A 15,783-nucleotide genomic window follows, 5' to 3' on the forward strand; every position below is an offset into this window, starting at 1 on the left:
AACAAATGGCTTGGATTCAAATTCGCCTAAATAGCACCAATGAAAAAGCAGAACAAATAAGTGATTTTTTAGAAGAAATCGGCTCCGTTTCTGTGACTTTTATGGATAGTCAAGATACACCGATTTTTGAGCCTTTGCCTGGTGAAACTCGTTTATGGGGCAACACCGATGTTATTGCGTTATTTGATGCAGAAACAGATATGGCAGAAATCGTCCGCTTATTAAAAGAAGCGAAACACTTAGATAGCAATACGGCATACAAAATTGAACAAATAGAAGATAAAGACTGGGAGCGCGAATGGATGGATAACTTCCACCCAATGCAATTTGGTAAGCGTTTATGGATTTGTCCAAGTTGGCGTAATGTGCCTGATGAAAATGCCGTCAATGTTATGCTCGACCCAGGTTTAGCATTTGGAACAGGCACGCATCCTACAACTGCACTATGTTTAGAATGGCTAGATGGTCTAGATTTGAAAGATAAAACCGTCATTGATTTTGGTTGTGGATCTGGCATTTTAGCCATTGCCGCATTAAAACTTGGGGCGAAAAGTGCAGTGGGAATTGATATCGATCCACAAGCCATTCTGGCCAGTCACAATAATGCCGAGCAAAATGGCGTCGCAGATCGCTTACAGTTGTTCTTATCTGATGAAAAACCCGCTGATTTAAAAGCTGATGTCGTGGTGGCAAATATTCTTGCTGGGCCTCTCAAAGAACTTTACCCAATCATTAGCCAACTTGTTAAACCGAATGGCGATCTTGGTTTATCGGGCATTTTAGAAATTCAAGCGCAATCGGTATGCGATGCCTATACGCAAACATTTGCGTTAGAGCCAGTCGCGGTCAGAGAAGAATGGTGCCGAATTACGGGTAAGCTAAAAACGCTTTAATTTCTTTTTGTCAATCAAAAAAAGTGTATTTTTTAAACAAATTTCACTTTGCAAAGTAAGGCAAAATGCGTATTATAGCCAGCCTTGTCGGTCGTCGACCAGTTCGACACTAATTAGATTTAGGTTTGCTAGGAAGGTAACGTAAAATGCGAATCGGTTCATACCAATTAAGAAATCGTGTTTTACTTGCACCAATGGCAGGTATTACCGACCAGCCTTTCCGTCGTCTTTGTGCATATTATGGTGCTGGACTCACATTTTCAGAAATGATGTCCACAAATCCGCAAGTTTGGCATACCGAAAAATCTAAATTGCGTTTGGCACATAGCGAAGATTTAGGTCTCAATGCCGTCCAAATTGCAGGCAGTGATCCGCTAGAAATGGCACAAGCTGCAGCTATCAACGTGGAATATGGTGCTCAAATCATTGACATTAATATGGGGTGCCCCGCCAAAAAAGTAAATCGCAAACTCGCAGGTTCTGCGTTGTTGCAATTTCCAGATTTGGTGGAAAAAATCTTGCGAGAAGTAGTGTCCGCCGTCAATGTGCCGGTGACCTTAAAAATTCGTACAGGCTGGGATAAATCTAATCGAAACTGCGTTCAAATCGGCAAAATTGCAGAACAATGTGGCATACAAGCATTAACAGTGCATGGTCGTACACGCGCTTGTCTTTTTGAAGGCGAAGCGGAATATGACAACATCAAAGCTGTTAAACAAGCAATTGCCATACCGGTTATAGCCAATGGTGATATTGATTCTGCTCGGAAAGCAAAATTCGTTCTCGATTATACTGGAGCGGATGCCATTATGATCGGTCGTGCTGCGCTAGGTAACCCTTGGCTATTTCAAGCTGTGGAAAACCTAATTGAGCATAACTCGATAAGCCAAATGCCAAGTTTAAACGAAAAGTGCGGTCAAATTTTGCGTCATATTCAAGAATTACATCAATTCTATGGCGAACAAAAAGGCTATCGCATTGCGCGTAAACACGTGGCTTGGTATTTACAGGGAATTCAACCTGATTCCGTTTTTAAACAGACTTTTAATGCAATTAGTGATCCAAAAGAGCAACTTATTGTATTGGAAGATTTTTTCAATTTAATTTTGGATAAAGAAAAATGTTAGAACAACAACGTAATCCTGCTGAAGCCTTAACGGTATCAGTATTAAATGCGCAATCACAAGTGACCAACAAACCATTACGCGATTCAGTAAAACAAGCATTGCGTAATTATTTAGCGCAATTAGATGGTCAAGATGTGAATGACCTTTACGAATTAGTATTAGCGGAAGTTGAACACCCGATGTTAGATATGATTATGCAATATACTCGTGGTAATCAAACCCGTGCAGCAAATATGCTTGGTATCAACCGTGGTACATTACGTAAAAAACTAAAAAAATACGGTATGGGCTAAGTTATACGTTTTTTTAGATCAGAAAAGGGCGAACATTTTAATGTTCGCCCTTTTCATTCAATCAGATAAAGCACAAGCTATAACCTGTGCCTTAAATTTATCTTAAAATCAACCGCACTTTATTCTACGGTAACAGACTTCGCTAAGTTACGAGGTTGATCTACGTCAGTACCTTTAATTAAGGCCACATGATAAGAAAGCAACTGCATTGGGATGGTATAAAAAATCGGTGCAACGATATCATTGACTTTTGGCAGCGTGATGATTTTCATTCCTTCACTTGGTGTAAAGCCCGCTTCTTTATCGGCAAATACATATAATTGGCCGCCACGAGCACGAACCTCTTCAATGTTCGATTTTACTTTCTCTAATAATTCATTATTTGGCGCCACAACAATTACTGGCATATCGGCATCAATCAACGCTAATGGACCATGTTTTAATTCTCCCGCCGCATATGCTTCAGCGTGAATATAAGAAATCTCTTTCAATTTCAAAGAGGCCTCTACTGCAATTGGATAAAATGCTCCACGACCTAAGAAAAGAGCATGATGTTTTTCAGCAAAATCTTCAGCTAATGCTTCAATGTCTGTATCAAAAGCTAACGCTTTTTCAATTTCAGCAGGTAAAGATTGCATTGCTTTGATAATCTCTTGCTCTTTTTCTGCAGAAATATGACCTTTAACTTTACCAAGTGCCGTCACCAACATTAATAACGCAGCGAGCTGCGTCGTAAATGCTTTTGTTGATGCCACCCCAACTTCAACACCAGCACGCGTCATAAATGCAAGATCTGATTCGCGTACTAGCGAAGATCCAGCAACATTACAAATTGTTAATGCCGCCATGTAGCCCTTTTCTTTCGCTAAACGAAGTGCGGCTAAAGTATCTGCTGTTTCGCCAGATTGAGAAAGTGTAATCAATAAGCTATTTGGACGGGTAACAAATTTTCGGTAACGAAACTCTGATGCAATTTCAACATCACAGCTCACTCCAGCCAAAGATTCAAACCAATAACGCGCCACCATACCTGCATTATAGGATGTACCACAAGCAACAATTTGAATATGCTCAACTTTTTCTAAAATGCCTTTTGCACTATTGCCAATTGAATCAACAATCACATTTTCATGATTGATACGTCCTTCCATTGTATTGATAAGTGCGGTTGGCTGTTCGTAAATTTCTTTCTGCATAAAATGACGGAATTTACCTTTCTCTGCCGCGTCATTTTCAAGATTAGATTCGTGAATTTCACGCTCAACTTTATTGCCGTAAGTATCATAAATATCAACTGTACGACGAGTGATTTCTGCAATATCCCCTTCTTCTAAAAAGATAAAACGGCGGGTAACACTTAAAAGCGCAAGTTGATCTGAAGCTAAGAAATTTTCACCAATACCTAAGCCAATCACTAGCGGACTACCAGAACGAGCCGCAACTAAATGTTCAGGATGACGACTGTCCATTACCACCATACCATATGCGCCCGCGAGTTGTTTTACTGCTTTTTTCACAGCTTCTAAAAGTGAATCCGTGCTACGCATTTCCCACTCAACGAGGTGAGCGATTACTTCGGTATCTGTTTGCGATAAAAAGACATAACCACGAGATTTTAATAATTCTCGAAGTTCCTCATGATTTTCAATAATACCATTATGTACTACGGCAAAAGTGCCTGACGCATGTGGATGAGCATTGGTTTCTGAAGGTTCACCATGAGTAGCCCAACGCGTATGCGCAATCCCTGTACCGCCAATCAATGGTTTCTCCGATACGGCCTCATCTAATGCTTTAACTTTACCTAAGCAGCGCACGCGTTGTAATTCATGATGTTCATTTACCACTGCAACGCCTGCAGAATCATAACCACGATATTCCAAACGATGTAAACCATTAATTAAGATTTCCGCTACATCACGTTGCGCTACCGCGCCGACAATACCACACATAAGCTTTCCTTATTGTTAATTAAATAAAAAATACGTCTACTTTTTTAACCGCACTTTATATGCAAATTACTTCTACGCCATGAGCTAAAATGGCTTGTTTGTCTTGTTCTGATAATCCTGTATCAGTAATAAGCACATCAATTTGTTGCCAAGTTAATTCTAAATTTGGCATTTTTCGACCAATTTTCTGAGATTCCACCATGACAACAACTTCACGAGAAACTTCCGCCATCACCTGGCTTAATCCTACAAGTTCATTAAAAGTCGTAGAACCTCGCGCTAGATCAATGCCATCGGCACCAATAAAAAGTTGGTCAAAATCGTAAGAACGTAGCACCTGTTCAGCTACTTTTCCTTGAAACGATTCTGAACGAGTATCCCAAGTTCCACCAGTCATCAGCAACGTAGGTTCATTTTCTAATGCTCTCAATTCTGTTGCCACCGAAAGCGAGTTCGTCATGACTACTAAGCCTTGTTTTAAATTAAGTTGTTTAATCAAAGTCGCCGTAGTACTACCGCTATCTACAATAATACGGTTATGATCACGAATACGCTCTGCGGCAGCTTTCGCTATGACAAGCTTTCGTTTCGTAAGTTCATAGTTTTCGTTTTCATTAATAATTTCTTTTGGCATTAAAATTGCGCCACCGTATTTACGCAATAAAAAACCATTTGTTTCTAGCGCACTTAAGTCTTTACGAATAGTCACTTCAGATATATCAAAAAGCTGTACTAGCTGCTCTACACTCACCTCACCTTGTTCTTGCAAAAGTTGCATAATAGTATGGCGACGTTGTTTAGTATTACGAGGCTGGCTATTTTTTTTCATAAAGCTATCCTTAAATGCAATAAATTTCGTTTCGAAAGTTTATGTAAACAATATTGTTTTGTAAAGTAAATTTTAGGTAACAAAAAACCCTGCTCATTGGCAGGGTTTAAAATCATTCAAATATCAATTATTTGATTGCATCTTTCAATGCTTTACCAGATACAAACGCTGGCACTTTAGATGCTGCGATTTTAATTTCAGCACCAGTTTGTGGGTTACGACCAGTACGTGCAGCACGTGCATTTACTTTGAATGTACCGAAACCGATTAATTGTACAGGTTCACCTTTTTTGAGGCTTGCAGTAATCGCTTCTAAAGTAGCTTCTAATGCAGCTTTAGCTTGTTTTTTGTTTAATTCTGCAGCGCTTGCAATTGCATCAATTAAATCTGTTTTGTTCATAAATTTGTACCTTCTGTTAAATAAAAATTTGACTCTTCAAAATATGCCTGCGGATTAACCACAAAAGCTGTGCAAAGGATAATCTAACTTACGATGAATTAAAAGCAAGATTTTTAAAAATTGTGACAAATCTCACGTTATTGATGAAATTCTATACCAATATTAGATATCCCCTCGGCTCGGATCTCATTTTTTAAATCTAAAATTAATTCAATATCACGTTTTTCACATTCTTTAAGTAAGCGATAAACTTGCCATTGCACATCAAGTTCAGCTTGAATATCTTCACTTTCTTTCAGTTCGCTGTCCGACCAATCTCGCCCCGTTTCAGTTTCCAATAAACTTGTTACCGTACCTAAAGAAATCAAACTCATTTCCACCGCTCTTTCTAATGTTTCACCTGCGATAATAGCGTGTAAAATTTCAGCTAAAGCCTGGCAAGCATCTAACGCCGGCACAATACCAAAACTCTCATAATCATTCACATCAGGAATAATCGTTTCCAATTTCTCCAACTGATTTTCAAAGTTGATCTTGGCATCTTTAACCGTTAAATATTCCCACACCAAATTGAGAATATTTTCATACGTATTGGCTTCAGCGCTAAGCTCGTTCATTTGACAGAATAATTTAAAATTTGGCGCCATACGTTCACATAAAGCAGCCATAAAAGTAAGATGTTGCCAACTTTCTAAGTTTTCTAAGCGTTTATGAATCGGATTTCGCATCTTATGTCCTTAATTCGTAAGGGTTGGAGTATTTATTAAACGCATTTATGTTCCGCTTTACAGAGTTCAAGCGTTGCATGAATTAATTTGCGAGCGATAGTACCTGTTGGCGGTAATTCTGGCAAGGGGTGATCATAAGAAAACCACTGCGCATCATGAATTTCACTTTCCTGTAAAGTAATTTCACCGCCCTCATAATCAGCAAGAAAACCGACCATTTGAGAATTCGGAAATGCCCAAGGCTGGCTACCAAAATAACGAATGTTTTTTATCAAAATCCCTGTTTCCTCAAAAACCTCTCTACGCACCGCTTGTTCAAATGTTTCACCGACCTCTACAAAACCTGCAAGAGTGGTATACATTCCTCCGTTCGGGTGATAATGACGCTTGTGATTAGCAAGCAATATTTCTTTGCCACGTCGAATTGCAACAATAATGGATGGGCAAATTACAGGATAAGTTCGATACCCGCAGTGAGTGCATTGCACGGCAAGCTCTTCTTGAGTTTGTTGTGTTTTATGACCGCACTTTCCACAGAATTTATGGGTTTTCAGGAAATGATTAATTTCCACACCTCGGCTTAATGCATGGAATTCATCCTCTGGCAGTGAAAGTAATCCACGTAAACTTACATATTCCCGCGCATCACTTTCTTGCTCAGCCACAAGCCATAACGGATGATTTTTCCATTCACCGATTTGCATTGCCTGCAATCCTTCCATTCCAAGCGCTTTAGCCGTACCACAAGGCAACTCATTATTCAGCAAATAAAGATTCGAACCTTGAGTAAGCAACCAATAACCAAAATCATCTGGATGAAGTGTTTTCATTTTTTACTCCATAAAAATAACCGCACTTTCAAAGTGCGGTTATTATAAATCTTCTTTTTACCACTCACTAATAATAAGAGTGCTCTCCACGCTGATGTTCGGTTACATCTTTTGCACCTTTTAATTCATTAGGGAATAGGCTAATAAGTTGTTTTTCTATGCCATCTTTTAACGTAACGTCCACCATTGAGCAACCATTACAGCCACCACCAAATTGTAAAATTGCGTAACCATCTTCAGTAATTTCAATTAAGGTTATGCGTCCACCATGACTTGCAAGCTGTGGATTAATTTGAGTTTGTATCACATATTCAACACGTTCAATTAATGGCGCATCATCAGCCACCTTACGCATTTTGGCATTTGGTGCTTTTAAGGTAAGTTGCGCACCAAGTTCTTCGGTAACATAATCAATTTCTGCTTCTTCTAAGAAAGGCAGGCTGACCTCATCAATAAATGCAGAAAAAGTGTCATATTTCATTTCAAAATCACTTTCTTCTACGGCATTCGGTGGGCAATAAGATACGCCACATTCCGCGTTAGGTGTGCCTGGATTAACCACGAAAATACGAATATTCGTTCCTTCTTCTTGCGTGTCTAAAAGTTTTCGAAAATGCGCTTGTGCGGCATCAGAAATAGCGATTTGCTGGGTTGCTTGTTCCATAATTATGTCCTAAATACTTGAGAGAAAGTATCAGGAATAATACGCCCATCGCGCTTTTTTTTCCAGTGCTTTATATTAAGCCCGCGCCAGCCCCCACACTTGGATCTCCTCCACACCTAATTTTCGCAACAATTTCGAGATTTCATTGAGTGTAGAACCAGTAGTAATCACATCATCCACCAGCGCAACGCGACGATAAGGAAATTCATTTCTCGAAACAGCAAGAGAAAAGGCATTTTTTAAATTCTGACGACGATCTTTTGCACTCAAACCACGTTGGGTATGCGTGTGTCTCACACGTTTTACGATATTATTCAGATTAGGAATATCCAGCCAACGACTTAATTGCCGAGATAATAAATCTGCCTGATTATAACCTCGTCTCCACTGGCGAAAATGATATAAAGGCACTGGAATGATTGCTTCTGGCAATTTAAGTTGATGTGTTCGTTTAGCATCTCGCACCGCAAGATATAAAAGTCGAGCTAAAGTGCGATCAATCCAAAATTGATTTTGAAATTTAAAACGGTGAATCAATACAGAAAGTGGCTCAACATAATGCCCAATAATGACCATCTTATCCCAGCTAGGTTCTTGTTTAAGGCAATTACCACAATGCTGCGCATAATATTGCAATTCCGCACCACAATGACCACAATAAGGAAAAGATTTAATTTGTTTTTGGCAATCTGAACATAGCCCATTTTTTGCGACATGAAGATTGCCACGACAGTGGATACAGCGAAAATTAAAAAAATTCATCATCTAAAAAAGTTATTTTTTACCCACACTTTTTTGTTTCAACGCCTCTAACGTTTCTCCAGCTTTTAAAATATACGGCGTCACGAAAATCACTAACTCACGTTTTTGATGTCGTTCACTTTCTTTACTAAACAATCGTTTAATGCCAGGTATATCGCCAAGTAATGGCACTTTATCTTCGCTTTTTGTGATCGTATCGTGGAATACGCCGCCAAGCACAATAGTTTCCCCATCTTTGGCAAAAACCTGAGTATTAATTTCTTGCTTATCAATAGAAACCACCTCATTTTGTCCATAAGCGACACGAGAACCTGGTGAGTTTTGACTCACCAATAAATCAAGCAAAATATTGTTATCTTTAGAAATATGTGGCGTCACTTCCAAACCAAGTACTGCCTCACGAAATTCCACAGATTGTGTATCATTACGAGTATTACTTACAACATAAGGAATTTCTGTACCCTGTTTAATACTCGCACTTTTCTTATTCGTAGTGAGTAAGCGAGGACTTGCTATGATTTCCACATTATTTTCACGCTCTAAAGCACTCAATTCTAAATCAAGCAATCGACCATTAATTTTCGCGACTTGTAATGCTATCGAGCCAGCAGGTGTCGTCGTTGTCGCAAAATTTACATTAAGATTATCCGCAATATTTTCAAAGCTATTGCCAGCTAAGCTACCTGCTACACGCGCAGCATTTTCCGTTGGATTAAAAATCCCCCACCGAACGCCAAGTTCTTTCAAACTCTCATCTGTTATCGTCACAATACGCGCTTCAATAGCAATCTGCTCAATAGGCTTATCCATTTCAGAAATTAGTTTTTTGATATTTTGCACAGAACGAGGTTCATCTTGAATCACGAGCAAATTACTGCGATCATCAAAGGTAATGCTCCCTGCTGGTGAAAGCAAAGAGCCACTTCCTGTCGTTAAGGACTTCATTAATTCAGAGGCTTTAGCAAAATGGAGTTTTACCGTGTAACTCACTAAGTGCGGTTCATTTGTAGTAAGATTCCCTACAGCTTGACCTTTGCCTGATTGCCCTCCATTCAGATAGTAAATGCCTTCATCTTTATTCAGAGTAAGCTTCTTACTTTTAGCGATTATTTGTAGCAAATGTGGCATGTCAATATTATCTAATTTCAAAGAAATATTGCCTTCTAGCGTCTCATCCATCACTAAATTGACGTCATGTTGGAAAGCTAATTGCTCCAGTGTTTTAGCTAAAGGCGCTTGCGACAAACGAATAAAAAAACGTTCGTTATCTGTTTTAGGATTAGCACAAACGATTAATGGCAAACAAAAACACATTAAAAAACAACCGCACTTTACAAGGTATTTCTTCATAATCTTCCTTTAAAAACTTAATTCTTTCTGTTCAGTGCTATCACATTGCTCACCGAGCTTACGCATAAATTGCACTTTATTTTTATGAATTTTTTCCACTAGATAGCCCTCTTTAGCCACATCAACACCTTCTAAAACACTGTAAATTTGCAAATCCTGATCCAGCAATAACGCAAACGCTTTATCTTTAGAAATCACTACGCCCACCAATTTTAAAGCGTTCAAAGGAATTTCAGCCGCTTGGCGATTTTCATCCGCTCCGCATTGATTATTAGGTACATCAGAGGAAATTATTTCTGTCTGCTCCATTACTGTTTGTGCGTTATCAAACTGAGAATGGGTACGCTGTGTTTTATCGAAAGGATCTTGTCCCCAACTGCAATTCATAAAAAATAATATAATCAGGAAAAAGCAATGTTTCACTTTGCCTCCTTATCTAGCTGAAAAATGATCTCGGTTTGCAATGGGCTGTCTTCGGGTTTCATAAATTGCAGCCGACTTACAGAAAGCTGTGACGTATTAGCTAAAAGCGCGGTTAAAAATGTCTTCGTTTTTTCAAAATGACCTACAAGCTGTAAATGCAAAATAGGCTGTTGCCCCATTTCCCAACGTAAATTCTGAGATAAACCGTTACGCGCAGCTAAACGTTGAATTTGTTTATTCAACGGCATAATTTGTGCAGCCAGTTCTGGAGAAAGTTTTCGACTTTCCGACTGCTGCTGTAAAGAGGTTAAAATTTTATGTTGATGCAACAATTCCGATCTTTTCCCTGCTAATTCACTTTCAGTTTCATGGAAACGCGAGATCCCCTCGATATAATCTAAAACGGGGTGAAAAATCACCGCACTTAATAACAATAAAAAAGTTAAACCGTGCACATAAAAAGGCTGACTTAGCCATTTTCCAAAAGGTGTAAAAGGATCGTTAAAAAAGGCTTTCACTTTTCCTCTCCTTGTTCCATATCAAAGCGAAAAAACAATGTATGTTGTTCAGGCTGAACCTGACTTAATTTCACATTGGGAAAATATTTATTTAAAAATTGATGTACCGACTCAAATTCCGTTTGATCTTGCGCTCGACCTTCCAAACTTAAGTTATGAGCATCTTGTTTAAATCGGTTCAATTCGCCTTTTTGAAGAGGCAATTCACTTAATTGCTGCAAACTATTTTGGACTTGCTCATTCGTGAGAGGTTGTAAAACTTCACCAACTTTCACCGTACTACGTAACAGATCAATTTGCGTGGCAGTTTTGTGAAGTTGCTGATTAAGTTGTTCAAACGACTTTTGCTGCGCCTGCGAATTTTGTTTCTGTTGTTCAATCAAATGGCTAAAAGCCAACATTAAATTAATAGCAAGCAAGATAAATAAAGCGATATAAAAAGCTAAACGACGTAAACGCTTTTGATGTTGATAAATACGCCATGGCAATAAATTCATCGACATTTAGCGACTCACTTTTTGTTGATGTAAATCTTTTTGCCACAGCGCATTGCCGAGTGCGATAAAGGGTAAATCTGTTTCTACCCGCTGCCAGTTTTCTGGTAATGGCGTATGACTTGAAGGAATTTGATAAACAAAAATTCGTTCAATTTGCCCTTCAAAACGTTCGGTAAATTGCTCATAAAGTGCGGTCAAATTTTCGTGAGATTGTAAAATTTGCGATTGCTGCGCTCTTTCACAAATCGCCAAGCAATAGTTATCTTCTTGAAATAAAAATAAGGTATTTTCTGACCGCACTTGGTCATTCAATAAATACTGAAATGCACGCAAGATGGTATGAGGAACAACATCTAACACATTAATTCTAAATGGTTGAAAATCCTGTAAATAAGTTTGAGCACTCGCCTCTCGAATGGCCGTAATCTCTAAACGAAAACCTTGCTTTAACGGAGTAGAAATATAATCAAACCACAATTCATCCAAAGGAATAGGCAACTCTTTCTCAATCACAAATTTACATTGTTGATGACATTCTTGCGCATTTAATATTTGCGGCAACATTAATACTTTCGACCAAGTCAAGTGAGCAGAAATACTTGCCACAAACTGTAAAGGAAAGGTTTTCCCTTGAAATTGTATTTTTAAGTGTTGTAAAAAACGATTTTTAAAATCTTTATCATTGACAAAGATTTGATAACATTGTGGTTGTTCTAACTCATCAAACCACACGAAATCAAAATACCCCTGCTTACGGTGAATACCAATTTGTAAAGTGCGGTGATTTTTCCAGGAGAATTGCATATTCTTTCCTATTCTTTAAAGGCTGAATCTTTTATACTTAGCAGCTAAATCATAGGTCTCTTGACAAGAATATTCATTAACGAAGCGAGAATTTTACGATGCGGATCGCAAAATTAATATTTAGTACCCTATTAACTTTATGTATTTTAGGTTTAGTTGCAGGCGGAATGCTGTATTTCCACCTAAAATCAGAATTGCCCTCAGTAGAAGCATTAAAAACCGTTGAATTACAACAACCAATGCAGATTTATACGGCCGACGGTAAATTAATTGGCGAAGTGGGTGAGCAACGACGTATTCCAGTTAAATTAACAAATGTTCCACAACGCTTAATTGATGCATTTTTAGCGACAGAAGATAGCCGCTTTTACGATCACCACGGATTAGACCCTATCGGCATTGCCCGAGCATTGTTTATTGCAGTGAATAATGGTGGCGCATCACAAGGTGCAAGTACGATCACCCAACAATTAGCACGTAACTTTTTCTTAACCCCAGAAAAAACTATTATTCGTAAAGCTCGTGAAGCCGTGCTTGCCGTAGAAATTGAAAATACCCTAACCAAACAAGAAATCTTAGAGCTTTATTTAAACAAAATCTTTTTAGGCTATCGTTCTTATGGTGTTGCGGCTGCTGCACAAACCTATTTCGGTAAATCATTAAATGAATTGACATTATCGGAAATGGCCATTATCGCAGGCTTACCAAAAGCACCCTCAACCATGAACCCGCTTTATTCTTTAAAACGCTCAGAAGAACGCCGCAATGTGGTGCTAAGCCGAATGTTAGATGAAAAATACATCAGCAAAGAAGAATATGATGCTGCATTAAAAGAGCCTATCGTTGCCAGTTATCATGGCGCAAAATTTGAATTTCGTGCTGATTATGTCACTGAAATGGTTCGCCAAGAAATGGTTCGCCGTTTTGGTGAAGAAAATGCCTACACCAGTGGTTATAAAGTATTTACCACTGTACTTTCAAAAGACCAAGCTGAAGCCCAAAAAGCCGTACGTAACAACTTAATTGATTACGATATGCGTCGTGGGTATCGTGGTGGTGCGCCTTTATGGCAAAAAAATGAAGCGGCTTGGGATGATGAACGTATTCTAGCATTTTTACGTAAATTGCCAGATTCTGAACCATTTATTCCAGCGGCTGTGGTTGGCATGGCAAAAGGTGGGGCTGATCTATTATTAGCATCTGGTGAAAAAATGACGCTATCCACTAATGCAATGCGTTGGACTGGCAGAAGCAATCCTGTAAAAGTAGGTGAGCAAATTTGGATTCGTCAACGCACTAATGGTGAATGGCAATTAGGACAAATTCCAGCTGCTAACTCTGCATTAGTATCACTTAACTCAGATAATGGTGCGATTGAAGCAATTGTTGGTGGCTTTAGCTATGAACAAAGTAAGTTCAACCGTGCGACACAATCCTTAGTTCAAGTGGGTTCTTCTATCAAACCATTTATTTACGCAGCGGCATTAGAAAAAGGCTTAACGCTTTCTAGTGTATTACAAGACAGTCCTATTTCTATTCAAAAACCAGGACAAAAATTGTGGCAACCCAAAAACTCACCTGATCGTTATGATGGCCCAATGCGTTTACGCGTAGGATTAGGTCAATCCAAAAATATGATTGCTATTCGCGCTATCCAAACGACAGGTATTGATTTCACAGCAGAATTTTTACAGCGTTTTGGTTTTAAACGTGATCAATATTTTGCAAGTGAAGCCTTAGCGCTTGGCGCAGCCTCTTTCACACCATTAGAAATGGCTAGAGCTTATGCGGTGTTTGATAATGGCGGTTTCCTTATTGAACCTTATATCATTGAAAAAATTCAAGATAACACGGGTAAAGACTTATTTGTTGCAAACCCTAAAATTGCTTGTATTGAGTGTAATGATCTCCCAGTGGTTTATGGTGAAACGAAAGATAAAATCAACGGCTTTGCCAATATTCCTTTAGGCGAGAATGCCTTAAAACCATCAGATGACAGTACAAACGGTGAAGAAGTTGATCAACAACCTGAAACGGTACCTGAACTGCCAGAATTACAGTCAAATATGACCGCACTTAAAGAAGATGCGATTGATTTAATGGCAGCAGCAAAAAATGCCTCGTCAAAAATAGAATATGCGCCACGTGTCATTAGTGGCGAACTTGCCTTTCTCATTCGTAGTGCCTTAAATACTGCGATTTATGGAGAACAAGGTTTAGACTGGAAAGGAACTAGCTGGCGTATCGCACAAACTATTAAACGTAGCGATATAGGTGGTAAAACAGGTACAACTAACAGTTCAAAAGTAGCTTGGTATGCCGGATTTGGTGCAAACTTAGTAACCACAACTTATGTCGGATTTGACGACAACAAACGTGTACTCGGGCGCGGAGAAGCGGGGGCGAAAACAGCGATGCCAGCTTGGGTCGCTTATATGAAAACTGCATTGAGCGACAAACCTGAACGTAAATTACCATTACCACCGAAAATTATGGAAAAAAGTATTGATACGATGACTGGATTGCTTTCTCCCGCTGGTGGACGTAAAGAATACTTTATTGTAGGTACTGAACCGACACGTACCTACCTTTCGGAAATGCAAGAGCGTGGTTATTATGTTCCTACGGAGTTACAGCAACGCTTAAATAATGAAGGCAATACGCCAACGCCTGCTGCACAACCAGAAGAACTCTTCTAAAAATGACCGCACTTTAGTGCACAATCAGGCGAGTCAATTGGCTCGCCTTCGTTATTGAACAAAGGATATATTATGCTGAGTTATCGTCACTCATTCCATGCGGGCAATCATGCTGATGTCTTGAAACATATCGTCTTAATGCTCATTTTGGAAAATCTTAAACTCAAAGAAAAAGGCTTTTTTTACTTAGATACGCACTCTGGCGTGGGGCGTTATCGTTTATCCTCAAACGAATCAGAAAAAACAGGGGAATATAAAGAAGGTATTGGACGATTGTGGGATCAAACAGACTTACCCGAAGATGTTGCTCATTATGTAAAAATGATCAAAAAACTCAATTATGGTGGCAAAGAACTACGTTATTACGCTGGCTCACCGTTAATTGCCGCAGAATTGTTGCGCCCACAAGATCGCGCACTATTGACCGAGCTTCATCCTAGCGATTATCCAATTCTTCGCAATAATTTTAGTGACTACAAAAATGTCACCGTAAAATGTGACAATGGCTTTCAACAAGTCAAAGCAACACTACCACCAAAAGAACGCCGTGGCTTGGTGCTAATCGATCCGCCTTATGAATTAAAAGAAGATTATGATCTTGTCGTCAAAGCGATTGAAGAAGGCTATAAACGTTTTGCCACTGGTACCTATGCGATTTGGTATCCCGTTGTATTACGCCAACAAACTAAACGTATTTTTAAGGGATTAGAAGCAACGGGGATTAGAAAAATTCTAAAAATTGAGCTCGCCGTTCGCCCTGATAGCGATCAACGGGGTATGACGGCAAGCGGTATGGTAGTAATTAATCCGCCTTGGACATTAGAAACCCAAATGAAAGAAGTTTTGCCTTATCTCACAAAAACATTAGTTCCAGAAGGTACTGGTAGCTGGACTATCGAATGGATTACCCCTGAATAGCCATCTCTTGCCACTCTAAACTCATCTAAATTTCACCGCACTTGACTTCAAAAGTGCGGTGAAATTTTCTGAGATTTTAAATACCCTAAATCATTA

General features: G+C 39.0%; 17 protein-coding genes. 5 read left to right on the plus strand and 12 right to left on the minus strand.

The window, feature by feature from the left end; all coding sequences use genetic code 11:
* The first annotated feature begins 5 nt into the window (after positions 1-5).
* The 3 genes from prmA (at position 6) to fis (ending at position 2,313) form a co-directional block, all read left to right on the plus strand.
* On the plus strand, positions 6-893 hold the full coding sequence (prmA, locus tag HMPREF9096_RS05685) for a 50S ribosomal protein L11 methyltransferase (protein WP_009500194.1): 888 nt from the start codon (positions 6-8) through the stop codon (positions 891-893).
* Positions 894-1,039: 146 nt separating this feature from the next.
* Entirely contained in the window at positions 1,040-2,020 is a 981-nt protein-coding gene (gene dusB, locus HMPREF9096_RS05680; protein WP_009500195.1) for a tRNA dihydrouridine synthase DusB, read from the plus strand.
* On the plus strand, positions 2,014-2,313 hold the full coding sequence (gene fis, locus HMPREF9096_RS05675) for a DNA-binding transcriptional regulator Fis (protein ID WP_009500196.1): 300 nt from the start codon (positions 2,014-2,016) through the stop codon (positions 2,311-2,313). The genes dusB and fis overlap by 7 nt, the downstream gene beginning before the upstream one ends.
* A gap of 119 nt (positions 2,314-2,432) precedes the next feature.
* On the opposite strand, the gene glmS is transcribed toward fis, so the two are convergent.
* The 12 genes from glmS to HMPREF9096_RS05615 form a co-directional block, all read right to left on the minus strand.
* The gene (gene glmS, locus HMPREF9096_RS05670) at positions 2,433-4,265 is read right to left on the minus strand and encodes a glutamine--fructose-6-phosphate transaminase (isomerizing) (RefSeq protein ID WP_009500197.1); all 1,833 of its coding nucleotides are present in this window, start codon (positions 4,263-4,265) and stop codon (positions 2,433-2,435) included.
* 55 nt (positions 4,266-4,320) lie between these two features.
* Positions 4,321-5,094: a DeoR/GlpR family DNA-binding transcription regulator gene (locus tag HMPREF9096_RS05665; RefSeq protein WP_009500198.1), complete on the minus strand. Its 774-nt coding sequence runs from the start codon at positions 5,092-5,094 to the stop codon at positions 4,321-4,323.
* A gap of 127 nt (positions 5,095-5,221) precedes the next feature.
* Positions 5,222-5,494, minus strand: coding sequence for an HU family DNA-binding protein (locus HMPREF9096_RS05660; protein ID WP_005634530.1), 273 nt, complete (start codon positions 5,492-5,494; stop codon positions 5,222-5,224).
* Positions 5,495-5,631: 137 nt separating this feature from the next.
* Positions 5,632-6,222, minus strand: a complete 591-nt coding sequence (locus HMPREF9096_RS05655) for a YjaG family protein (protein WP_009500199.1) — start codon at positions 6,220-6,222, stop codon at positions 5,632-5,634.
* 35 nt (positions 6,223-6,257) lie between these two features.
* Positions 6,258-7,052 carry an NAD(+) diphosphatase gene (gene nudC, locus HMPREF9096_RS05650; protein WP_009500200.1) on the minus strand — a complete coding sequence of 265 codons (795 nt, stop codon included), beginning with the start codon at positions 7,050-7,052 and terminating at the stop codon, positions 6,258-6,260.
* 67 nt (positions 7,053-7,119) lie between these two features.
* Positions 7,120-7,716, minus strand: a complete 597-nt coding sequence (gene nfuA / locus HMPREF9096_RS05645; RefSeq protein ID WP_009500201.1) for a Fe-S biogenesis protein NfuA — start codon at positions 7,714-7,716, stop codon at positions 7,120-7,122.
* A gap of 75 nt (positions 7,717-7,791) precedes the next feature.
* On the minus strand, positions 7,792-8,478 hold the full coding sequence (locus HMPREF9096_RS05640) for a ComF family protein (RefSeq protein ID WP_032803337.1): 687 nt from the start codon (positions 8,476-8,478) through the stop codon (positions 7,792-7,794).
* Between the two features lie 12 nt (positions 8,479-8,490).
* The gene (locus tag HMPREF9096_RS05635; protein WP_009500203.1) at positions 8,491-9,828 is read right to left on the minus strand and encodes a type IV pilus secretin PilQ family protein; all 1,338 of its coding nucleotides are present in this window, start codon (positions 9,826-9,828) and stop codon (positions 8,491-8,493) included.
* 9 nt (positions 9,829-9,837) lie between these two features.
* Entirely contained in the window at positions 9,838-10,251 is a 414-nt protein-coding gene (locus HMPREF9096_RS05630; RefSeq protein ID WP_032803332.1) for a pilus assembly protein PilP, read from the minus strand.
* Positions 10,248-10,769, minus strand: coding sequence for a competence protein ComC (gene comC, locus HMPREF9096_RS05625; RefSeq protein WP_009500205.1), 522 nt, complete (start codon positions 10,767-10,769; stop codon positions 10,248-10,250). The genes HMPREF9096_RS05630 and comC overlap by 4 nt, the downstream gene beginning before the upstream one ends.
* Positions 10,766-11,272, minus strand: coding sequence for a hypothetical protein (locus HMPREF9096_RS05620; RefSeq protein WP_009500206.1), 507 nt, complete (start codon positions 11,270-11,272; stop codon positions 10,766-10,768). Before HMPREF9096_RS05620 ends, comC begins: the two co-directional genes overlap by 4 nt.
* Positions 11,273-12,070, minus strand: coding sequence for a hypothetical protein (locus HMPREF9096_RS05615; protein WP_009500207.1), 798 nt, complete (start codon positions 12,068-12,070; stop codon positions 11,273-11,275). It lies immediately after the preceding gene.
* Positions 12,071-12,168: 98 nt separating this feature from the next.
* Between HMPREF9096_RS05615 and HMPREF9096_RS05610 the strand changes: the two genes are divergently transcribed.
* The gene (locus HMPREF9096_RS05610) at positions 12,169-14,769 is read left to right on the plus strand and encodes a penicillin-binding protein 1A (protein ID WP_009500208.1); all 2,601 of its coding nucleotides are present in this window, start codon (positions 12,169-12,171) and stop codon (positions 14,767-14,769) included.
* A gap of 72 nt (positions 14,770-14,841) precedes the next feature.
* On the plus strand, positions 14,842-15,687 hold the full coding sequence (locus tag HMPREF9096_RS05605) for a 23S rRNA (adenine(2030)-N(6))-methyltransferase RlmJ (RefSeq protein WP_009500209.1): 846 nt from the start codon (positions 14,842-14,844) through the stop codon (positions 15,685-15,687).
* Positions 15,688-15,783: the final 96 nt, after the last annotated feature.

This window comes from Haemophilus sp. oral taxon 851 str. F0397, from assembly GCF_000242295.1.
Classification (GTDB): Bacteria; Pseudomonadota; Gammaproteobacteria; order Enterobacterales; family Pasteurellaceae; genus Haemophilus.